This is a genomic window from Pseudomonas sp. PP3 (assembly GCF_905336995.1).
Lineage (GTDB): Bacteria > Pseudomonadota > Gammaproteobacteria > Pseudomonadales > Pseudomonadaceae > Aquipseudomonas > Aquipseudomonas reinekei.
Window position 1 is genome coordinate 967,501 of the sequence record NZ_HG995459.1, and the last position, 21,996, is coordinate 989,496.

Below are 21,996 nucleotides of genomic sequence, written 5' to 3' on the forward strand. Positions count from 1 at the left end.
TTGAAAAGTTAGCGGATGACCTGTGGATCGGAGTGAAAGGCTAATCAAGCTCGGAGATAGCTGGTTCTCCTCGAAAGCTATTTAGGTAGCGCCTCATGTATCACTGTAGGGGGTAGAGCACTGTTTCGGCTAGGGGGTCATCCCGACTTACCAAACCGATGCAAACTCCGAATACCTACAAGTGCCGAGCATGGGAGACACACGGCGGGTGCTAACGTCCGTCGTGAAAAGGGAAACAACCCAGACCGTCAGCTAAGGTCCCAAAGTTATGGTTAAGTGGGAAACGATGTGGGAAGGCTTAGACAGCTAGGAGGTTGGCTTAGAAGCAGCCACCCTTTAAAGAAAGCGTAATAGCTCACTAGTCGAGTCGGCCTGCGCGGAAGATGTAACGGGGCTCAAACCATACACCGAAGCTACGGGTATCACTTAGGTGATGCGGTAGAGGAGCGTTCTGTAAGCCTGTGAAGGTGAGTTGAGAAGCTTGCTGGAGGTATCAGAAGTGCGAATGCTGACATGAGTAACGACAATGGGTGTGAAAAACACCCACGCCGAAAGACCAAGGTTTCCTGCGCAACGTTAATCGACGCAGGGTTAGTCGGTCCCTAAGGCGAGGCTGAAAAGCGTAGTCGATGGAAAACAGGTTAATATTCCTGTACTTCTGGTTATTGCGATGGAGGGACGGAGAAGGCTAGGCCAGCTTGGCGTTGGTTGTCCAAGTTTAAGGTGGTAGGCTGGAATCTTAGGTAAATCCGGGATTCTAAGGCCGAGAGCTGATGACGAGTGTTCTTTTAGAACACGAAGTGGTTGATGCCATGCTTCCAAGAAAAGCTTCTAAGCTTCAGGTAACCAGGAACCGTACCCCAAACCGACACAGGTGGTTGGGTAGAGAATACCAAGGCGCTTGAGAGAACTCGGGTGAAGGAACTAGGCAAAATGGCACCGTAACTTCGGGAGAAGGTGCGCCGGTGAGGGTGAAGGACTTGCTCCGTAAGCCCACGCCGGTCGAAGATACCAGGCCGCTGCGACTGTTTATTAAAAACACAGCACTCTGCAAACACGAAAGTGGACGTATAGGGTGTGACGCCTGCCCGGTGCCGGAAGGTTAATTGATGGGGTTAGCTAACGCGAAGCTCTTGATCGAAGCCCCGGTAAACGGCGGCCGTAACTATAACGGTCCTAAGGTAGCGAAATTCCTTGTCGGGTAAGTTCCGACCTGCACGAATGGCGTAACGATGGCGGCGCTGTCTCCACCCGAGACTCAGTGAAATTGAAATCGCTGTGAAGATGCAGTGTATCCGCGGCTAGACGGAAAGACCCCGTGAACCTTTACTATAGCTTTGCACTGGACTTTGAATTTGCTTGTGTAGGATAGGTGGGAGGCTTTGAAGCGTGGACGCCAGTTCGCGTGGAGCCATCCTTGAAATACCACCCTGGCAACTTTGAGGTTCTAACTCAGGTCCGTTATCCGGATCGAGGACAGTGTATGGTGGGTAGTTTGACTGGGGCGGTCTCCTCCTAAAGAGTAACGGAGGAGTACGAAGGTGCGCTCAGACCGGTCGGAAATCGGTCGTAGAGTATAAAGGCAAAAGCGCGCTTGACTGCGAGACAGACACGTCGAGCAGGTACGAAAGTAGGTCTTAGTGATCCGGTGGTTCTGTATGGAAGGGCCATCGCTCAACGGATAAAAGGTACTCCGGGGATAACAGGCTGATACCGCCCAAGAGTTCATATCGACGGCGGTGTTTGGCACCTCGATGTCGGCTCATCACATCCTGGGGCTGAAGCCGGTCCCAAGGGTATGGCTGTTCGCCATTTAAAGTGGTACGCGAGCTGGGTTTAGAACGTCGTGAGACAGTTCGGTCCCTATCTGCCGTGGACGTTTGAGATTTGAGAGGGGCTGCTCCTAGTACGAGAGGACCGGAGTGGACGAACCTCTGGTGTTCCGGTTGTCACGCCAGTGGCATTGCCGGGTAGCTATGTTCGGAATAGATAACCGCTGAAAGCATCTAAGCGGGAAACTAGCCTCAAGATGAGATCTCACTGGGACCTTGAGTCCCCTGAAGGGCCGTCGAAGACTACGACGTTGATAGGTTGGGTGTGTAAGCGCTGTGAGGCGTTGAGCTAACCAATACTAATTGCCCGTGAGGCTTGACCATATAACACCCAAGCAATTTGATTACTCGAAAGAGCATCAGATTGCGGTGTGTGAAGACGCAATGAACCGAAAGTTCGTACCGTTCACAAAACCGCAAAATCTATCGCATACCCAATTTGCTGAAGCGTCGAAAGACGAGTCGGCACACCGAATTTCTTGACGACCATAGAGCATTGGAACCACCTGATCCCATCCCGAACTCAGCAGTGAAACGATGCATCGCCGATGGTAGTGTGGGGTTTCCCCATGTGAGAGTAGGTCATCGTCAAGATTAAATTCCGAAACCCCAATTGCGAAAGCAGTTGGGGTTTTGTTTTGGGCGTAGAAAAAGTGCCGATCAGCTACAACACAAATTTGCACAGTTATTTTCCGTCCAGGACACTAGAATAGGTCCACCTTTTTCAGAGTCAGAGCGCTTATGCCAGACCCGGTTGACGCCCAAGGGCTGTCAGAATTGCCACTAGAAAATCTGGTTGCGTGTCATGAGTGCGACTTGCTGATGCGCAAGCCCAAGCTCGCTCATGGCGAGAAAGCCCTGTGTCCGCGATGTGGCTACGAACTGTATGCCCATCGTCACAATGTCGTGCAACGTAGTCTTGCCTTGGTCATAGCGGCCCTGCTGTTGTTTGTCCCGGCGAACTTTTTACCCATCATGCAGCTCAATCTACTCGGGCAATCGTCGCAAGACACTGTCTGGAGCGGTGTTGTCGCGCTTTTTGACTCAGGCATGCAAAGCGTCTCAGTTGTTGTGTTCCTGTGCAGCATGGCGATTCCGTTGCTCAAACTGCTGTGCCAGCTGCTCGTATTGTTGAGTATCCGTTTCAATATCGGGCGCAGTTACGGTTTGCTGCTCTATCGCATTTATCACCACTTGCGCGATTGGGGAATGCTTGAGGTTTACCTCATGGGCGTACTGGTGGCGATTGTTAAGCTGGCAGATATGGCAGCAATCACCGTAGGTTTCGGTTTGGCGTGCTTTATTGCTTTGTTACTGGTTCAGGTCTGGTTGGAAGTGGTCATGTCGCCTCACCAGATCTGGCAGGCGTTATCAGGAGAGGATGCCCATGCGGGCGATTGATGCAGGCATTCTGGTTTGTGCGGAATGTCATGAGTTGAACAGGCAGGAAGCTGACACCGATGAGCAAGTCTGTACTCGTTGCGGAGCGTTGGTGCATGCCCGTCGGCCCAATAGCCTGGTGCGGACCTGGGCCTTGCTGATTACGGCCGCCATTCTTTACATTCCGGCCAACATGTTGCCGATCATGACCGTCAACTCACTGGGTAAAGGCGCGCCCAGCACGATCATGGCCGGTGTGATCGAACTGGTTCACTACGGAATGTTCCCCATTGCAGCCGTGGTGTTTATCGCCAGTATCCTGGTGCCCACATTCAAGCTGGTAGGGATCGGGCTGCTGCTGTTTTCGGTGCAGCGCCGCCAACCACTGTCTGCCCGCCAGAGAATCTGGATGTACCGCTTTATTGAATTCATCGGGCGATGGTCGATGCTCGATATCTTTGTGATCGCAATCCTGGTGGCGGTTGTGAACTTCGGGCGGCTTGCCAGCATCGAAGCCAATCTTGGCGCCGTCGCTTTTGCCAGTGTGGTGATTCTGACGATGATTGCCGCAGTAACTTTCGATCCCCGACTGATTTGGGATAACACGGAGTCGGACGACGACCATGACTGATTTGCCTGTAGCGAAAACCCGACCGGCCTCGAACTGGTCTGCCATTTGGGTGTTGCCCCTGATCGCCTTGATCATCGGCGGCTGGCTGGGCTGGCGTGCCTACAACGAAACCGGCCTCGAGATTCAGGTACGTTTCGAAAGCGGTGAAGGCATCCAGGCCAACAAGACCGAAGTCGTCTACAAAGGCATGCCGGTTGGTAAGGTGAAGACACTCAAACTCGATGATGAAGGCAACTCAAAAGGCGTGATCGCCACCGTCGAGATGAACAAAGACGTCGAGCAATATCTTCGGACGAGCACACGTTTCTGGCTGGTTAAACCGAGTGTGACTCTGGCCGGTATCACGGGCCTGGAAACGCTGGTTTCGGGTAACTATGTTGCGATCAGCCCCGGTGAAGGGGAACCCACTCGCAAGTTCAAGGCGCTCGCCGAAGAGCCGCCGCTTTCCGATGCTCAGCCTGGCTTGCACCTCACGATCAAGGCTGATCGCCTGGGTTCTTTGAACCGCGGCAGTCCGGTGTTCTACAAACAGATCAAAGTGGGGCAGATCAAGAGTTACGTGCTCTCCGAAGACCAGAGTACCGTTGAGCTCAAGGTGTTCATTGAGCCGACTTACGCCAAACTGGTGCGCAAACACACGCGTTTCTGGAACGCCAGCGGCATCAGCATCGATGCCAATCTGTCGGGCGTGAAAGTACGCAGTGAGTCCCTGGCCAGTATCGTTGCCGGGGGGATTGCGTTTGCCACGCCGGAAAATCGCAAGGACAGTCCGCCCACCGATCCGAGCTTGCCGTTCCGTCTCTATGAAGACTTTGATGCGGCGGCGGCGGGTATCAAGGTCAAGGTCAAGCTCAGTGACTTCGAAGGGCTGCAGGCTGGCCGCACGCCGGTCATGTACAAAGGAATCCAGGTCGGCACGCTCAAGGCGTTGAAGGTCGATCCGGATCTGTCCGGTGCGAGCGCCGAATTGACCCTGGACCCGTTGGCCGAGGATTATCTGGTCGACGGTACGCAGTTCTGGGTGGTCAAGCCGTCCATTTCTCTGGCGGGTATCACGGGCCTGGAGGCATTGGTCAAAGGTAACTACATTGCTGTGCGCCCCGGTGACAAGGGCGCTGCGCCACAACGTGAATTCATCGCGCGGCCCAAGGCACCGCCGCTGGACCTGCGCTCGCCAGGCCTGCACCTGGTGTTGTTCACCGAGAACCTTGGTTCGCTGGAAGTCGGCAGTCCGGTTCTCTACAAACAGGTGAAAGTGGGGTCGGTGCAGAGCTACCAGTTCTCGCGCAAAAGAAACCAGTTGGTGATCGGCGTCCACATCGAGAAGGAATACGAAAACCTGGTCAATGCCTCGACGCGGTTCTGGAATGCCAGCGGTATCACGCTGACTGGCGGTTTGACCGGCGGGATTCAGGTCAAGAGTGAGTCGCTGCAAAGCCTGATGGCTGGCGGCATTGCCTTTGAAACACCGGAAGCGAAGGCGCCACTGCAGAAGCGGATCCCGCGTTTCCGCTTGTTCGCCAGTCACGAGGACGCCAATCAGAAAGGCGCGGTGATCACGATCAAGGTTGATCGCGCTGATGGTTTGCGTGCAGGTACGCCTGTTCGCTTCAAGGGGCTGGATGTCGGCAAGATCGAGAATGTTGATCTTAGTGACGATCTGCAATCGGTACTGTTGACGGCGCGTATCACAGAAGTGCCCGAGCGCATTGCGCGGGTTGGCAGTGAGTTCTGGGTGGTCAAGCCTGAGTTGGGACTGATCAAGACATCGAACCTTGAGACATTGGTCACCGGGCAGTACATCGAAGTGCAGCCGGCCGCGAAGAACCTCGGCCCGCAGAAGAACTTCGTGGCCCTGCCCACCCCGCCTGAAACCGCCAAGGCCGAAGCCGGGTTGAGCCTGGTGCTGAGTGCTGCCCGCCGAGGTTCGCTGAAAGCGGGTGTGCCGGTGACGTATCGCGAAATCACGGTCGGCAAGGTGACTGGGTATGAGCTGGGGCAGACGGCGGATCGCGTGCTGATCCACATCCTGATCGAACCTAAATACGCGCCGTTAGTGCGTAGCGGTACGCGATTCTGGAACACCAGCGGGTTTGATTTTGATGTCGGCCTTTTCAAAGGCGCGACGGTGAGAACCGAGTCGCTGGAAACCATGATTCAGGGTGGCGTCGCGTTTGCCACACCGGACGGTGAGCGGATGGGCAGTGTGGCGCGACCTGAGCAGACGTTCCCGTTGTTCGACAAGTTCGAAGAGGAATGGCTGACCTGGGCACCGAAGATTTCCCTCGGCAAGTAAGCTTAAGCAGAAAAGAAAAAGGCCGCGATCCATTGGATCGCGGCCTTTTTATTGCCATCAACAGAGCCGGATCAAACCGCGTCCATCTCCGGTTCATCCGCCTGCTCGTTGAGCGTCGCCTTTACCTGATCGTGACGACGGATGTACTTCCAGTCCGCCTCGTCGATGTAGATGCCGGCCGGGCCGCTGCCGCCTTCCAGGTCGATGGCGACACTGGCGCAGACCTGCGGCTTCACACTCGCCAGGATCGGCACGAAGCCCAGTTGCAGGCTGGTTTCCAGCAAGGCAGCCTGGTTTTTCTCGTCGATGTCCGCGGCCTCGTCGAGGTAGTACGGCAAGCGCACACGCCCGGCCAGGTCGCGGTCCATCAAGTGCAGCAACAAGTACATGTTGGTCAGCGCCTTGATGGTCATGGTGGTGCCGTTGGAGGCGGCGCCGTCGATGTCGGTGTGGATCACCGGTTGACCATTGACCTTGGTGATCTCGAACGCCAGTTCGAACAAGTCTTTCAGACCGAGCTGGTTGTGGTTCGCTGCCACCAACCGAGCAAGGTACTCCTTGGCTTCTTCGTTCTTGTTGTCCTGTTCCGCACTCTGGCTGAGGTCGAACACCGACAGGGTTTCGCCTTCTTCGTACTGACCCGCGCTGTGGATGATCTGGTCGATGTGTTTGAGCGCTTCCTTGTTCGGCGCGAGCACGATGCGGAAACTCTGCAGGTTGGACACCTGACGCTTGTTGATCTCGCGGTTGAACAGCGCGAGTTGATGCTCGAGGCTGTCATAGTCGCTGCGAATGTTGCGCAAGGTCCGGGCGATGTCGGTCACAGCGGCACGACGGGCCTTGCCCAGCGTCAGCGCCTCGTCGGTGCGGTGCGCGTAAGCGTTGATCAGCAGTGACAGGCGGCGCTCCATGTCGTCTTCGCTGTCGAACTTGGCCACGCCCTTGAGGCGTACCTGCGCGTACAACGCCTCGATCTGTCCATCGGCGCGCAACAGGCCCTGCCAGCTGTCCTGATAGTCGTTGAGCAACGGCAGCAGGTTGTCCATGGAGTCGTCGATCGGGTCCATGAACGGCGTGCCGAATGGCAGGTCCGCCGGTAGCAACTGGCGACGGCGCAGGGCGTCGTCGAGGGTGCGTTGCTTGGCTTCCATGTCGCCGATCTGGCGGCCGACCAGTTGCAGCTTGGCCGACAGTTGCTGGACACGCTCGGTGAACGCATCGCTGGAGCGCTTCAATTCGTCCTGCGCGGCTTCCATCTGCGCCAGTTGTTCCAGCTTGTCACCTTCCTCGGCACTCAGGGTTTGCGCGCGACGGAAATCTTCCAGGGCTTTTTGCGCGTCTAGCACTTGCTGGTACAGCGCTTCGGTCTGGGTCTTGCTCGCGGCGCGGTCGGCGGCCACGGCTTGCTGGGTTTTCAGTTGCTTGAGTTCTTTTTCCAGACGCTCTTTCTGATCGCGCAACGCCGCACGGTCGGCCAGCGCTTGCAGAGCTGGCGGCTCGATGTGCGAGATGTCGATGGACAGCCCCGGCACTTCGAAACGCTCGCCCTTGAAACCGTCGAGGATCAGCTCCACGGATTTCACCCAGTCGCCGTTCTCGTCAAGGGTGATGCCGTGCTCGCCCAGCGGCAGGCTGAACAGCGCGCTGTTGAACAGGCGCATCAGGCGTTCGACGTCTTGTTGCGAGAACTCTTCGCGCAGGCGCGCATAGCTGTTGTTGTCGGCGTGATCGAGTTGCTGCTTGACCGACTTCAGGCGTTTTTCCAGATCCCGCAGGCGTTCTTCCAGGTCTTCGGCGCTGAACTGACGGGACTGTGCCAGCGCACCGGCCAGTTCATCGTGAGCGTCCTTGGCCGCGAGCAGTTGTTGCTCCAGCACCTTGACGTCATCGACCAGGGCAAACCGATGCTTGAGCACCGCCAGTTCGCCGAGCCAGCGCTGGATGCCGGTGATTTCCCGCTCCAGGCGCATCAGTTCCTGAGTGCCGCCGCGCTGATCGTTTTGCAGGGCGTCCTGTTCGTTGCGGTAGTGCTCGGCCTGGATGGTCAGCTCTTCCTTGCGCGCACTGGCGTAGTCCGACCAGGTGCCCAGCAGGGAATCGAGCAGTGGCGAAATCCGGTGCAGCTTGCCGCGCAGGATGTCGCGTTGTTTCACGCCATTGGCCAGGGCTTCGACGAGTGGACCGGCGGCGACCAGCGAGTTGTAATCCTGTTCCATCCGTCGTACATCGCGGAAGGCTTCTTCGCACGCGGCAATGTAATCGACGCTACCGGAACGCAGGCTGTGTTCGAAGGCGTCGAGGAACAATTGCTTGAGCTTGGCCGCGGTGATTTCACGCATGTGCAGCAGGTTGATGAACAGTGCGCGGAAGGTCTTCAGGCTCTGTTCGCTGGTGGAGCGCAGCGGGATCAGGGTCAGGTCCAGCGGAATCGACGTGTGGCCGCCGACCAGCAGGCGACGCAGTTCGTCAGGCTTGAGTTCATAGGCTTTCAGGCCTTCACGCTCAAGGTTGGTGAACAGTTCTTTCTGGCGCAGGCAGGTGTCGTTCTTCTGGTAATGAGCCAGATCCAGCTTGCCGGCGTAGGCAAAGAACTGGTGACCGAAACCACCGCCCGGGCCGCGCCCGACCACGCCGATGACGTGTGGGCCGTGGGGCAGCGAGACTTCTACGAGGATGTAGCTGGTGTCCGAGGCGAAGTAGAAACGCCGGGATTGCTCCAGGCTGTACTTGCCGAAACTCATGTCCGACATGCGCGCCAGAATCGGGAACTGCAAGGCGTTGATCGAAGCGGATTTACCGAGGTTGTTCGCGCCGTAGACCGACAGCGGCTCTTCCAGCGGGAACAGGCCGAGGCTGTAGCCGGCGGTGTTCAAAAGGGCAAAGCGGCGGATGCCGTAACGTTCCTTGCTCATGCGTCGAGCTCCTGTTCTTCGGCAATGGCGCGGGCCAGGGCGTCTTCTTCGCTTTCGCCTTCGAACTCACTGAGGTCCAGTGGGTCGTCGGTCTGCAGCAGTTTTTCGTCGCTGTCTTCGTCGATCAGCACCGGCACGGGCAGTGGCAATACGCTGTGCAGGCTGGCGGCCAGATCGCGGTCTTGTTGAACAGACAGGCAGACGTCGAGGAATCGGTGCATCGGCGGGAGGAAACGGTAGACGCCGTTTTCTTCGCTGGCGAAACCGAGTTGGGTCATGCGACGCATGATTTTTTCTTCGAGCTCGTCCTGGGTCTGCACTTCGGCCTGGATGAACAGGTCGCGGTACTTTTCCAGCAGCGACGGCAGTTCATCGCGACCGAGGCTGCCGCCATCGAGCACGGCGATCGGGTCGCGGCCCTGATCGGCCAGGTGCTCGACGAGGATGAAGGTGAACAGCGCCAGACGCTGGGCTGTCTTGTTCACCGCCGCCGCCGCGAGATCCGGCACGAAGTAGTAGAAGCCACGGGTGTCGCAGACCAGTTCAAAGCCCAAGGCCTTGAACAGCGTGCGGTACTGGTCCTGAAAGTTAGACAACTGCGCGTACAGCTCCGGATCGCGGCGGCTGACGTGGTAACCCTTGAACAGCTCGCGAAAGATCGGCGCCAGATGGGACAGTTCGGATAGATCAAGATGCATAAGGAGTGCTCGCAGAATCCTCGGCGGCGGTGTCGCCGGCCGAGAGCAGGGCGAAGGAGCGCAGGCTGACCTGGTGCTCGTGTGTGAAGTAGTCGCGACGTTCCAGGCGCTCACGCTTGAAGCGCTTTTCCCGGGACAGGCGCGAGAACCAGTACAGCAATTCGTCCGTGGCGCCGTCCGGTTCCTGCTCCAGCAGCCAGGTCATCAGGTCCGGCATCGGCAGGGCGTCTTCGCAGCGGTCGAGCATTTCCCGGACCGTGCGTGGCGCGCGTGGGGCATCGCCGCCCTTGTGGGTCTTGTGTGCCTTGGGGAAGCGCGCGGGTTTTGGCTCGAAACGGGCCAAGGCGTACACGTAGGCCTCGACCTGACTGGCGCTGCCGAGAAAGGTGCTCTGCGGACGGGTGAACATCGGCATGGCCGCTTGCGGCACGGCGTCGATGCCCTTGCGTCGGATCATCGAAAGGGCCAACGCCGCCCCACGGGTCACCGCGTTGTGCCGGCGCGCTTCTTCACGTAGCGGCAGCAGCAGTTCGCGGGCGTGACGCAGGGTCAACTGGGCGCTGGTTTGCATTTCGAGGATGCGCGCGTGGGTACGCAACAGCATGTCGTCGTCGACCAGGTGGCCGAGGCGTTGCTGTTCGCTGAGCATCTTCAGCAGCACGGTTTCGACCTTGCGCACGCCTTGTTCGAAGGCGCCGTCGGCGTTCACCAGATCAATCATCGGCTCGACGTATTCGTCCCAGGTCGCCAGCACTTCCGCGTAACGCTGACGCAGCGGTATCTGCCGGTCGCTGGTTTTCGCCCGTTCGGCGACGGCCACCAGTGCCTGTTCGTCGTTATCGAGTTTTTTCAGCACGTCACGCACGCGCATGTCGAGCAGACGCAGTTGACGAGCCAGGTCATGACCGTCGCGGATATCGAACGCGTCCTGGATATAACCGGCCAGACGCTCGAGGTGGCGCAGATAGGCTTCGATCTCCAGGCACAAGCCCAGACGGTGTTCGCGGCGCAGATAGGCGAGGAAGTCGTGAATTTGCGCATTGAGCTCGAAACGGTTCGGGCTTTTCGCCACGGGAACCAGAATGTCGAGGCGAATCCACACGTCCAGCAGGCTGGTGATGTCCTGCGGCGTACTGTCGAGTTGCTGGGTGGCCAACTGTGAACGCAGTTCGTTGAGGCTCAGTGTGCCCTGGTCGAAGTGCTCGCACAGTGGCTCCAGAAGTGCCCAGTGTTCAGCGAGGGCGCGCAAGACGCGCTTGGGTTCGATCATCGGAATGGCCGGCTGGTTGGCGATTAAAAGCGGCGATTGTACTGCATCGGAGGCAATGCGATTCACTCTCGGGACAGGCTGTCGTTTTTTCTATGGGTAAAGTCAATCGATCAACAGCAGGCGATCTTGAGCGAACGGCGGTAGAATCAGCGCACTTTAGTTATCCACAAGTGGCCGACCTTTGCTTATTGAGTCCCGTCGTCGCGCTTATTTGAACGCCATGCAGGTGGTCAACTGGCTGCCGCGCACCGAATTGCCTTTCGCCGCTCCGTCGCGGCCCGAGCTGCTGGAGATGCCCGAGCTGCTTGGCGTCGCGCCTGTGGCCCCGGCTGCCGTGGCTGAAGCGCCTGTGGCGCCCGTGACGCCGGTAGTCAAACCGGCGGAACGGACAAAGATCGAGGTGCCACGGCCATCGCTGGCGAGCACACGCACCGGAGCCATCCCGGTGGACGAGGCGGTAGAGGCGCCGGTCGTGGTCAAGGCACCGATCGTGCCGCCACCGCGTTTCGCCCTGCAGTTGCTGCGGGCCGGGCGCTGCCTGCTGCTGGTCGAGTTACCCACAGGCGAGGCGTTTCAGGCTCGCGATCCCGCTTATCTGTTGCTCAAGGACATGCTGCGCGCCGCCGGTCTGCCGGACAGCCCGCAGATCGTCGGTGAGCCGGTGCGCTGGCCATTGCTGGTGCGCGGCACGATGGACCAGGGCCCGGAAGCGGCCCGCGATTTCGTTCAGGGTTTCCTCTCGGCCAGGCTCGAAGACGCGCCGTGCGTCTGCGTGTGGCTGATCGGCCTGCCTGCGGTGCGTTTTGCCGGTGAGGCGGATGCCGAGTCCTTCAATCGGGAACTGCAGGTCGAAGGCCTGGGCTCGGCCTGGGCGGTGCCTGGCCTGGAATTATTAATGGAAGAGCCACAGCGTAAGGCTGATGTCTGGCAAGCCATGCGTCGGCTGATGGCGCGTTGGAAAGAATCGAATGAGTGACGCTGTATCGTTCCGCCCGATGACCGAGGCGGACCTGGAAACCGTTCTGAAGATTGAATACGCGGCCTACAGCCATCCCTGGACCCGCGGGATTTTTCTGGATGGCCTGGGCAAGTACCAGATCTGGCTGATGTTTGAAGGGCAGCAACAGGTTGGCCACGGTGTGGTGCAGATCATCCTCGACGAGGCGCATCTGCTGAACATTACGGTCAAACCGGAAAACCAGGGCCGTGGCCTGGGTTTGACGCTGCTGGAACATCTGATGTCGATTGCCTACAAGGCTGAAGCTCGAGAATGTTTCCTGGAGGTTCGCGACAGCAATACTGCCGCGTTCAAGCTGTACGAGCGCTATGGCTTCAATGAGATTGGCCGTCGACGGGATTACTACCCGGCGGTAGGTGGGCGCGAAGACGCGGTAGTGATGGCCTGCACGTTGGTGGACTGAGTCATATTGTGGCGAGGGAGCTTGCTCCCTCACCACAAAAAAATCAGCGCTTGCGGTCCAGAGGATCGCGCCGCGCCATTTCCGCCTCATCCGGCCCGTTGCCGCCGCCAATGTCGTCTTCATCGACAATGCTCAGGTCCCAATCGGCCTGATCCCCTGTGCCGGCTTCGCGAGCATCCCGAGCGCCGTCTTCGCGGATCAGGGTTTCCGGGCTCATGTCGTCGTCGGTGGGTTCGTGGTCATCCGTCGAGGCGCCGGTCATGCCGGCTTCGCGGACGCGCTGGCGTGGCATCAGCTGTTCGCGCTCGTTGTCGGGCAACTCGTCACCGATTTTTGCGCTGGGTTCGTCCTCGTCGAAATCCAGCTCATTCATCGAACCCATGCGGTCTTCGTTGTCATCGATGGGTTCCGGTTGCACCGCATCGTAAGGACGTCGTGATTCAGTCATGGCAATTCCTCATACTGTGGGCCTTACTAGGGTGGACCCATTGGGTTACCGAGAATTCAACCGGCATGGAGCCCTGCGTCCAGGTATGAGGAAAGCAACGGCATTTCGCGCGTGACCCCGACGGACGGTTGTCAGTCAAAGCTGCGCACCATTCTTGAGGCTTCAAAGCATGAACGAATTACAAGATCTGATTGATAACAACGAGCGCTGGGCCGACGCGATCACCAAAGAAGATCCTGACTTCTTCGCCAAGCTGGCGCGCCAACAGACTCCAGAGTTCCTGTGGATTGGCTGCTCCGACGCACGGGTGCCGGCCAACGAGATTGTCGGCATGCTGCCGGGTGATCTGTTCGTCCACCGCAACGTGGCCAACGTGGTGCTGCACACCGACCTCAACTGCCTGTCGGTGATTCAGTACGCGGTGGACGTGCTCAAGGTCAAACACATCCTGGTCACTGGCCACTATGGCTGCGGTGGCGTGCGCGCCTCGATGCAGGATCGTCAGTTCGGCCTGATCGACGGCTGGCTGCGTTCGATTCGTGATTTGTATTACGAAAAGCGCGAAGAACTGGCTGTGTTGCCGACTGAGGAAGAGCGGGTCGACCGTCTCTGCGAACTGAATGTGATCCAGCAAGTGGCCAACGTCGGGCACACCAGCATTGTGCAAAATGCCTGGCATCGCGGGCAGAGCCTGTCGATTCACGGCTGCATCTATGGCATCAAGGACGGTCGCTGGAAAAGCCTGAACACCACCATCAGTGGATTCGAACAGTTGCCGCCGCAGTATCGCCTGCGTCCGTTCGAACCGCTGTAAGTCCTTCAGCGGGGCCATTGCCGACGCCAGTGTTGCAAGCATCTGGTCGTCGGCGCTGGCCGTGGGCTGGCATCGATTTATAGCGCTGGCGCGGGAAGTGCCGTCGCTGGCGCGGGTGCCTTGAGCTGTTTGAGCTGGGCCTGGATCGTTGCCGACGCGCATTTGCCCACGGCTTGTGCGGGCGTCAGGTTGCGGATCGAGGTGTAGAAAAGCTCACAGGTTTTATCCTTCTGCGCCACTTGCCAGGTTTGCGTGCAGCTTTTCAGCTCAACGTCAGGATTGGTGTCGGATTCGCGCCCCATCGCGGCCTGCCAGCACGCGGCACTCAAATCCTGCCCCATGACTTTCAGGCCCGCCGTATCGGCCTTGGCCTTGGCATCGGTGCCCGTGTAATTCGCCGGATCAGCGGCGTACCAAATGTAGCTCGGATGGTTGGCTCCCAGCACGGGGACTTTCACCCCCTCGTTCGGGCTGATGTAGACCAGGCTCAACACATTCACCGTCGGCCCGTATTGCTCCTTGATCCAGTTACGCACCGGTGTGCCGAAGGCAACCATCGGCAGGGCATCGCCGCTGGCGTTCAGGCTGACCTGCTTGACCATCGTGGTCTGGTACTCCTTGAAGTAGCTATAGACACCCTCAAGGTCCTTGCCGGCGTTGGACGGTGCGGCAATCGGAGCAATATCGATGATGGTCTGGTAGCCCGGCGTTTGTTCGGCAGGGACGCCGTTGACCGTCAGCAGCGTGGCCCAGCGATCGGTGGTGGCAGACCGCAGGTAATCCTGAGCCTGGGTCAGCGAATAGTCTGGCGGAAAGTGCAGCAGTTCGACGCTTCTGCGATTTTCCAGTGCCATGCCCAGTGGCAGGAACAAGTACCAGCTGTAGGCCCACTTGCCGTCGGCGTTCAGTTTGCTGGCGCCGTTGTAGGCCAGGTCCCCGGCGTCGAGCAGCGCTGCCAAGGGCTTTTCATAACGTTTGGGTACGCCGGTGATTTCGGCATAGAGCTGATGGTTGTCGGTTTTGACCAGCACCTTCGCGTCGCTATAGCCGTCGCGTTGCACGCTTTGGGTCAGGTAATGCTCAACGGTTTGCTCAAGCGTCCAGTTGCGAAAGCAGATCACGTTGCAGTTGTTGGGGTAGGCAAAAAGGCGGGTAACGCGTTCGGTGCTGCCCAGCTTCAGGTTGATATCGGCATGGGCTGTGGCACTCAGAGTGAGGGCCGCGAGGGTAAGTCCTGCAAGTTTTAGCATGCTCAGATCCTTTTCAGCGGGGTCCCGTTACGGATACAGCCATACTGGATCAACACAATGAAGCAGAAAAGTAGGCCTCTGGCATTTTTTCGGAGAAATGCAATCCAGCCCGCAACGTGTGAATTGCGGGCTGGTTCAAGATCAGTCAATCACAGCAGACGCAGCGCCAATTGGCTGCCGGCCCGCAGGTATTCGACTTGTGCGGTGACCGCGTCCTTGACGATCGCCTCACCGGTGTCGGTCAGGCCGGCTTTTTTGGCATCGATCACGGCGGTTTGCAAAAGCTGCATGGCGACATCCATCGCTTTCTGAAAGGCCGTCACATTGTTGTGCTGGCCAAACTCGCGAACCACCGCGTCCATGCGGCGGTCGGCATCGTCTCGCAGTGTCCGGTACTCGACTACCGAGACGTTGCCGTCCTGGTAAATTTCATTGATCAACTCTTCCAGTGTTTTGGATATGGGTGTCATCGGATCTTCCTTGGGGTTTGATGATTGATTCTCCGGGACAGGTTAATTCAACACGGCGGGCGGCAAGAGTCAGGACTTGCACCCGTATTGAGTGGGACAACGCCACGCGTTTTGTAAGAAGGGGTCTTCGAGATTGTCGGCTTTGTTCGACTGGATCACGTACTTCTGTGGGAGCCTGCTTGCGGGCGGTGGTCGTTAACGATGACGCGGGTGGTCTGGTTAACCGCGGCGCATCGATCGCCAGCAAGCGGGCTCCTACAGTTACGGCATCACTGGCGGTGTATACGCCAGCGTCGTTCCCAGTGCCCAGAGCAGCAACAGCACCAGTGGCGTATGCACCAGCAATTGCACGAACGAGAAACCGATCAGGTCTCGCGCCTTCAACCCGAGCACGCCCAGCAGCGGCAGCATATAGAACGGGTTGATCAGGTTCGGCAGGGCTTCGGCGGCGTTGTAGATCTGCACGGCCCAGCCCAGGTGGTAATTGAGGTCGTTGGCCACTTGCATCACGTACGGCGCTTCGATGATCCACTTGCCGCCGCCGGATGGAATGAAGAAGCCGAGAATCGCCGAATACACACCCATCAACAGCGCATAGGTGTCGTGGGAAGCGATGCTGACGAAGAACGTCGAGATGTGGTGGGCCAGGGTCTGCGCATCGGCACCTTTGACCGTGGTCATCAGCGCGGCAATCGAACCGTACAGCGGGAACTGGATCAGCACGCCCGTGGTGGTCGGCACCGCACGGGATACGGCGTCAAGGAAGCTGCGCGGCCGCCAGTGCAGCAGGGCACCGAGCATGATGAACAGGAAGTTGTAGGTGTTCAGTCCGGAAATCGCACTGATCGCCGGTTTGGTCGAGAACTCATGGAACAGCCATCCGGCGGCCAGCAGCACCAGCAGAATGGTCAGCAGCGGGCTGTGCTCCAGCCATTCGCCGGGACGGGTGCGTGGCTGCAGGGGCGGCAGATTGAAACTCGGGTCAACGCCGCAGGCCTTGGCATCGCGGGCGGTGTTCGGGCCGGGGGCGGTGGCGTAGGCAATGATCAGCGAAATGACGATCAGGGCCAGCAACATCACACCCGACTGCCAGAGAAAGATCGTCTGGGTGAACGGAATCACCCCGGTGATCGACAGAATCGACGGCGGCAGGCTGGCCGGGTTGGCTTGCAATTGTGCCGCCGACGACGACAGACCCAGCGCCCAAACCGCGCCGAGTCCCAGATACGCGGCTGCACCCGCAGCGCGATAGTCCATTTTCAGATCGGTACGACGGGCGAGGGCGCGCACCAGCAAACCGCCGAAAACCAGCGACAAACCCCAGTTGAGCAGCGAGGCGACCATGGAGATTAGCGCAACCCATGCCACGGCGGAGCGGCCGTTTTTAGGCAGTTTCGCCAAGCGGTCGATCAACTTCACGGCGGGTGGTGAGCTGGCGACGACGTAACCACCGATCACCACGAAAGCCATCTGCATGGTAAACGGGATCAGGCTCCAGAAGCCGTCACCGAAGGCCATGGCGGCGTCGGTGGGCTTGGCGCCCATGGCCATAGTGGCCAGGGCCACAATAATTACCGCCAGGGCGGCGAACACCCAGGAGTCGGGGAACCAGCGTTCGGCAAAACTTGAGCAGCGCAGGGCAAAGCGGGCGGAGCGGGTATCTTCGATATCAGCGGCCACGGGAATACCTCGAATTTTTATGTTTGTTGTGGTCTTCGGGGCGACAGGAGCCCGTCTGGACAGACGCCAACATTAATTCAACCGAAGGTTTTTTGCGGGGATGTTTTGCGGCAATGGGACTTTGGTCTAACGGGTTGTCCGCCGGTGCGTTTGCGTAGACCATGGGCGCCTTGGTTTTTGCCTGTGCCAGAGTTCTTTATGACTGCCAACACCGATTCACGCCCGGCGCCGTTCAGCCGCTCGGACTACAAGACCCTGGGGCTCGCGGCCCTCGGCGGGGCGCTGGAAATCTACGATTTCATCATTTTCGTATTTTTCGCGCTGACCTTGAGCCAGCTGTTCTTCCCACCGGAAATGCCCGAGTGGCTGCGCCTGCTGCAAAGCTTCGGGATCTTCGTCACCGGTTACCTGGCGCGGCCTCTGGGCGGAATCCTGATGGCGCATTTCGCCGATCGGCTCGGGCGCAAAAAAGTCTTCAGCCTGAGCATCCTGATGATGGCGCTGCCGTGCCTGCTAATCGGGATCATGCCGACCTACGCGCAAATCGGTTACTTCGCACCGCTGCTGCTGTTGGCTTTGCGAGTTCTCCAGGGCGCGGCGGTGGGCGGCGAGGTGCCGAGCGCCTGGGTGTTCGTCGCAGAGCACGCGCCGGTCGGCCATCGCGGCTATGCCTTGGGCTTTTTGCAGGCGGGGCTGACCTTTGGCTATCTGCTTGGCGCTTTGACGGCGACGTTTTTGGCACAGGCGTTTACCCCGGCAGAAATCCTCGATTACGCCTGGCGTTACCCGTTCCTGCTAGGGGGCGTGTTCGGCGTGATCGGTGTCTGGTTGCGTCGCTGGCTTAGCGAAACCCCGGTGTTCATGGCCATGCAGGCGCAGCGCGAAGAGACCGTCGAGCTGCCGCTGCGGGCTGTCCTGCGCGAACATCGGCTGGCGATGCTGCCGGCGATGATCCTCACCTGCGTGCTGACCTCGGCAGTGGTGGTGTTCGTGGTTATCACCCCGACCATGATGCAGAAAACCTTCGGCATGACCGCCAGTCATACCTTCGCCTTGAGTGCATTGGGCATCGTCTTCCTGAACATCGGCTGCGTGCTCGCCGGGTGGCTGGTCGACCGCATGGGGGCCTGGCGTACGGTGATGTTGTACAGCCTGCTGCTGCCGCTGGGCATCGGCGTGCTGTACGGCTGCCTGATCAGCGGCGGTGACTGGATCGGTCTGGCCTACGCCGTGGCCGGCCTTGGGTGCGGGGTGGTCGGCGCGGTGCCGTCGGTCATGGTCAGCCTGTTTCCGGCGCGGGTTCGTGTCTCGGGCATTTCCTTCACCTACAACATTGCCTACGCCGCCTGGGCGAGTATCACACCGCTGTTGTTGATCGGGCTGATGCCGTGGAGCCCATGGATCTGCGTGATTTTCTGTGCGGTGATGGGCGCCGTGGGCGTGTGCAGCGCGGCGTACTTCGGTACACGCATGCCGAAATATTCTGGTTGTTCGGCCGCCGGCGTTGCCTGAACAGAAGTCGCCGCCACGGCGCCTACAGGGTTTTTTTTGTAGGACGAAGCTGAGGGGCTCTTCAGAAAAAATCCGCATGGCCGATGGTTAGGCTGCATATCGCTTTCCTCCCAGACCATCGGTGCATCCCATGTTCAATAAACGCTTGAAGCAGGAGCTGTCGGCTCTTCGTGAAGAACTCTCCAGCCTTCGGCAAGTGAAGGAAAGCCTGGAAAGCGAGATGCTGGTGCTGACCCTTGATACGGATGGCCGGGTTCAGTCGGTGAACCAGAATTTTCTGAGCGAGATGCACTACAAGAGCAACGAGCTGATCGGCCGGCACATTGACGATATCGCCCCGGATCATGTGAAGAATGACGAGTTCCAGCGCCGTTTCAGTAACGCCCTCAATCGCGGCGAACACTTTGCCGGCACTGTGCGTTTGTTGCGCGGGACCGGTCAGGAAGCGTGGTTGCGTTCGATCCTGCAACCGGTTCGCTCGGCGGACGGGCGGATCATGCACTTCTCGATTTTCTCCAGCGACCTGACCCGCACCATCGAGGCCTCCCGCGAACATGAAAACCTGATCGGTGCCTTGGTGCGCTCGACGGCGGTAATTGAATTCGACCTCAATGGCAACGTGCTCAACGCTAACGATCGTTTTCTCTCGGGGATGGGTTACAGCCTGGCGCAGATCAAGGGCAAACATCACCGTATGTTCTGCCAGCCGGAAGAGTACAACAGCGCCGAATACCAGAACTTCTGGCGTCGCCTGAATGCGGGCGAGTACGTGGCCGAGCGTTTCAGGCGTGTCGACAGCCAGGGTCGTACGGTCTGGCTGGAGGCGTCCTACAACCCGGTGGTTGATGCCAACAACAAGCTCTACAAAGTGGTGAAGTTCGCCACGGTAATTACCGATCAGGTCAACCAGGAACAAGCCGTCGCCGAAGCGGCGAACATTGCCTACAGCACGTCGCAGCAAACCGACCAGAGCGCGCAGCGCGGTACGGCCGTGGTGACGCAGGCGGTGGACGTGATGCGCGAGCTCGCCAGGCACATGCAAACCGCCGGCGATGGCATCGAAGCCCTGAACGAGCAGTCACTGGTGATCGGCACCATTGTCAAGACCATCAGCGGCATTGCCGAGCAGACCAACCTGCTGGCGCTCAACGCCGCCATCGAAGCAGCCCGTGCCGGTGAGCAGGGCCGAGGTTTTGCCGTGGTGGCAGACGAGGTACGGCAATTGGCTTCACGCACCAGCCAGGCCACCGATGAGATCGTGCTGGTGGTGCGTCAGAACCAGGACATGGCGCGCAACGCCGTGGCCCTGATGACCGACGGCAAGCTCCAGGCAGAGCAAGGCCTGGCACTGGCGGCGGAAGCGGGCACGGTGATTGTCGAGATCCAGGACGGTGCGCAGAAGGTCGTCAACGCAGTGGGGCAGTTTGCCAATCAGTTGTCGACGTGATGCCTGGCCGTTAAAAGATTCTCGTCCCGCGGGATATCGCTACAATCGGCTCTTTCCCCTCAAGGAGCAGATGTCCATGAGCGTCTCCCACCGCCGTCCGGTCCCGTTGCCCAAAGCTTATCGTTTGCTCAACCACGGGCCGACCGTGCTGGTCAGCGCCGCCCATGGCGGGCAGCGCAACATCATGGCGGCGGCCTGGGCCATGCCACTGGATTTCGAACCGCCGAAAATTGCCGTGGTCCTCGACAAGTCCACCTGGACCCGCCAACTGCTCGAAGCCTCGGGCACCTTCGTCCTCAACGTTCCTTGCGCGGCGCAGGCCGATATCGTGCAAACCGTCGGCTCGACCTCCGGCCTGGCGCTGACCCGGGAGCAGGGGCGTGACAAGTTCCAGACCTACGGCTTGTCGACCTTCGCTGCCGAGCTGATCGATGCGCCGATGCTCGAAGGCTGTGTCGCCTGGCTGGAGTGCCGCTTGATGCCGGAGCCCGACAACCATCAACAATACGACCTGTTCCTGGCCGAAGTGATTGCCGCCCAGGCTGACGAGCGCGTGTTCAGTGATGGACGTTGGCACTTTGAAGCCCATGATGCGTTGCGCACGCTGCACCACGTTGCCGGCGGGCACTTTTTGACCATCGGCGATCCGGTGGACGGTAAGACCTTGCAACCGTAAGGTGACACCTGGACCGATGCCCTGCACTTTTTCCGTTCCCGCAAAGGCTGGGCCGTTTTGCGGGGCGTTTCAATCTGTTGTTCGGTGCGCACCTGGTGACCAATCGTTGAGGTGATAGGAATGAGCAAGCTGCGTGTAGGGATTATTTTCGGCGGGCGTTCGGCCGAACATGAAGTGTCGCTGCAATCGGCGAAAAACATCGTCGATGCGCTGGACCGTTCGCGCTTCGAACCGGTGCTGATCGGCATCGACAAGCAAGGGCACTGGCACCTCAACGATCCGTCGGATTTTCTGCTGAACCAGGAGAATCCGGCGCTGATTGCGCTCAATCAGTCCAATCGCGAACTGGCGGTTGTGCCAGGCAAGGCCAGCCAGCAACTGGTGGAAACTTCCAGTCAGGAGCTGCTGGGGCATGTCGATGTGATCTTCCCGATCGTCCACGGCACCCTCGGTGAAGATGGTTGCCTGCAAGGTCTGTTGCGCATGGCTGATTTGCCGTTTGTGGGTTCCGATGTGCTGGGTTCGGCGGTGTGCATGGACAAGGACATCAGCAAGCGCCTGCTGCGTGATGCCGGGCTGGCGGTCACGCCGTTCGTGACCCTGACGCGTACGACCGCCGCACGCAGCGGATTCGCGCAAGTATCGGCAAAACTCGGTCTGCCGCTGTTCGTCAAACCGGCGAACCAGGGTTCTTCCGTAGGCGTGAGCAAAGTGACCAGCGAAGCCGAGTATGTGGCGGCGGTCGAGCTGGCCTTGGGCTTTGATGAGAAGGTGCTGATCGAATCGGCGGTCAGCGGTCGCGAAATCGAATGCGCGGTACTCGGCAACGAACAGGCGATTGCCAGTGGTTGCGGCGAGATCGTGGTGCGCAGCGGTTTTTATTCCTACGACAGCAAGTACATCGACGACACGGCCGCGCAAGTGGTGGTCCCGGCGGATATCAGTGTCGAGGCCAGCGAGCGCATTCGGGGCATGGCGGTCGAGGCTTTTCATGTGCTGGGCTGTTCCGGGCTGGCGCGGGTCGACGTGTTCCTGACCGACAGTGGCGAAGTGCTGATCAACGAAATCAACTCGCTGCCCGGTTTCACCCGTATCAGCATGTACCCGAAACTCTGGCAGGCCGCAGGCATGACCTACCGTGAACTGGTCACGCGGCTGATCGAACTGGCGATGGAAAAACACCAGGCTCGACGGGCGCTGAAAATCAGTCGTTGAGTGGGTGCGATGTGGATGATCAGGCGAGGTCGTCGAGTGGCTTT

The 21,996-nt window shown here is 59.1% G+C and carries 17 protein-coding genes and 2 rRNA genes (1 of these 19 only partly in view); 12 read left to right on the forward strand and 7 right to left on the reverse strand.

The window, feature by feature from the left end:
* From KHO07_RS04460 to KHO07_RS04480, 5 genes are all read left to right on the forward strand, one after another.
* Positions 1 to 2,156 (forward strand): 23S ribosomal RNA (locus KHO07_RS04460); it begins 736 nt to the left of the window's first position.
* A 154-nt stretch (positions 2,157 to 2,310) separates the two neighbouring features.
* A 5S ribosomal RNA gene (gene rrf, locus KHO07_RS04465) occupies positions 2,311 to 2,426 on the forward strand.
* Positions 2,427 to 2,573: 147 nt separating this feature from the next.
* Positions 2,574 to 3,233 carry a paraquat-inducible protein A gene (locus KHO07_RS04470; protein ID WP_150736383.1) on the forward strand — a complete coding sequence of 220 codons (660 nt, stop codon included), beginning with the start codon at positions 2,574 to 2,576 and terminating at the stop codon, positions 3,231 to 3,233.
* Complete coding sequence (locus tag KHO07_RS04475; RefSeq protein ID WP_150736382.1) at positions 3,220 to 3,843, forward strand: paraquat-inducible protein A; 624 nt, start codon at positions 3,220 to 3,222, stop codon at positions 3,841 to 3,843. The genes KHO07_RS04470 and KHO07_RS04475 overlap by 14 nt, the downstream gene beginning before the upstream one ends.
* Positions 3,836 to 6,139: an MlaD family protein gene (locus tag KHO07_RS04480; protein WP_212626559.1), complete on the forward strand. Its 2,304-nt coding sequence runs from the start codon at positions 3,836 to 3,838 to the stop codon at positions 6,137 to 6,139. The genes KHO07_RS04475 and KHO07_RS04480 overlap by 8 nt, the downstream gene beginning before the upstream one ends.
* Positions 6,140 to 6,210: 71 nt before the next feature.
* Here the strand turns inward: KHO07_RS04480 and mksF are convergent, their stop codons facing one another.
* From mksF to mksB, 3 genes are read right to left on the reverse strand one after another with little or no spacing between them, the layout of a single operon-like run.
* On the reverse strand, positions 6,211 to 9,051 hold the full coding sequence (gene mksF, locus KHO07_RS04485) for an Mks condensin complex protein MksF (RefSeq protein ID WP_150733932.1): 2,841 nt from the start codon (positions 9,049 to 9,051) through the stop codon (positions 6,211 to 6,213).
* A complete protein-coding gene (gene mksE, locus KHO07_RS04490; RefSeq protein ID WP_034149629.1) occupies positions 9,048 to 9,749 on the reverse strand; it encodes an Mks condensin complex protein MksE in 702 nt (233 codons plus the stop codon). The genes mksF and mksE overlap by 4 nt, the downstream gene beginning before the upstream one ends.
* Positions 9,739 to 11,019 carry an Mks condensin complex protein MksB gene (mksB, locus tag KHO07_RS04495; RefSeq protein WP_212626560.1) on the reverse strand — a complete coding sequence of 427 codons (1,281 nt, stop codon included), beginning with the start codon at positions 11,017 to 11,019 and terminating at the stop codon, positions 9,739 to 9,741. The genes mksE and mksB overlap by 11 nt, the downstream gene beginning before the upstream one ends.
* 220 nt (positions 11,020 to 11,239) lie before the next feature.
* Here mksB and KHO07_RS04500 point away from each other — a divergent pair, with 220 nt between their 5' ends.
* Positions 11,240 to 11,995 (forward strand): energy transducer TonB, encoded by a 756-nt coding sequence (locus tag KHO07_RS04500; RefSeq protein ID WP_212627586.1) that lies wholly within the window; start codon positions 11,240 to 11,242, stop codon positions 11,993 to 11,995.
* A complete protein-coding gene (rimI, locus tag KHO07_RS04505) occupies positions 11,988 to 12,440 on the forward strand; it encodes a ribosomal protein S18-alanine N-acetyltransferase (protein ID WP_150733930.1) in 453 nt (150 codons plus the stop codon). The genes KHO07_RS04500 and rimI overlap by 8 nt, the downstream gene beginning before the upstream one ends.
* A 43-nt stretch (positions 12,441 to 12,483) precedes the next feature.
* On the opposite strand, the gene KHO07_RS04510 is transcribed toward rimI, so the two are convergent.
* Positions 12,484 to 12,888, reverse strand: a complete 405-nt coding sequence (locus tag KHO07_RS04510; RefSeq protein WP_212626561.1) for a serine kinase/phosphatase — start codon at positions 12,886 to 12,888, stop codon at positions 12,484 to 12,486.
* Positions 12,889 to 13,057: 169 nt separating this feature from the next.
* On the opposite strand from KHO07_RS04510, the gene can reads away from it, so the two are divergent.
* The gene (gene can / locus KHO07_RS04515; protein ID WP_150733928.1) at positions 13,058 to 13,702 is read left to right on the forward strand and encodes a carbonate dehydratase; all 645 of its coding nucleotides are present in this window, start codon (positions 13,058 to 13,060) and stop codon (positions 13,700 to 13,702) included.
* A 77-nt stretch (positions 13,703 to 13,779) separates the two neighbouring features.
* Here the strand turns inward: can and KHO07_RS04520 are convergent, their stop codons facing one another.
* The 3 genes from KHO07_RS04520 to KHO07_RS04530 form a co-directional block, all read right to left on the reverse strand.
* Complete coding sequence (locus KHO07_RS04520; RefSeq protein WP_212626562.1) at positions 13,780 to 14,952, reverse strand: hypothetical protein; 1,173 nt, start codon at positions 14,950 to 14,952, stop codon at positions 13,780 to 13,782.
* Positions 14,953 to 15,101: 149 nt separating this feature from the next.
* A complete protein-coding gene (locus KHO07_RS04525) occupies positions 15,102 to 15,422 on the reverse strand; it encodes a hypothetical protein (RefSeq protein ID WP_150733926.1) in 321 nt (106 codons plus the stop codon).
* A gap of 261 nt (positions 15,423 to 15,683) precedes the next feature.
* Complete coding sequence (locus tag KHO07_RS04530) at positions 15,684 to 17,102, reverse strand: TIGR00366 family protein (RefSeq protein ID WP_075945709.1); 1,419 nt, start codon at positions 17,100 to 17,102, stop codon at positions 15,684 to 15,686.
* A 198-nt stretch (positions 17,103 to 17,300) separates the two neighbouring features.
* Between KHO07_RS04530 and KHO07_RS04535 the strand changes: the two genes are divergently transcribed.
* The 4 genes from KHO07_RS04535 to ddlA all read left to right on the forward strand — a co-directional run bounded on the left by KHO07_RS04535 (position 17,301) and on the right by ddlA (position 21,952).
* Entirely contained in the window at positions 17,301 to 18,614 is a 1,314-nt protein-coding gene (locus KHO07_RS04535) for an MFS transporter (RefSeq protein ID WP_212626563.1), read from the forward strand.
* Positions 18,615 to 18,744: 130 nt separating this feature from the next.
* A complete protein-coding gene (locus KHO07_RS04540) occupies positions 18,745 to 20,061 on the forward strand; it encodes a PAS domain-containing methyl-accepting chemotaxis protein (protein ID WP_212626564.1) in 1,317 nt (438 codons plus the stop codon).
* 76 nt (positions 20,062 to 20,137) lie between these two features.
* Positions 20,138 to 20,737, forward strand: a complete 600-nt coding sequence (locus KHO07_RS04545; RefSeq protein WP_212626565.1) for a flavin reductase family protein — start codon at positions 20,138 to 20,140, stop codon at positions 20,735 to 20,737.
* Between the two features lie 120 nt (positions 20,738 to 20,857).
* Positions 20,858 to 21,952 carry a D-alanine--D-alanine ligase gene (gene ddlA, locus KHO07_RS04550; RefSeq protein WP_212626566.1) on the forward strand — a complete coding sequence of 365 codons (1,095 nt, stop codon included), beginning with the start codon at positions 20,858 to 20,860 and terminating at the stop codon, positions 21,950 to 21,952.
* The last annotated feature ends 44 nt before the right edge of the window (positions 21,953 to 21,996 follow it).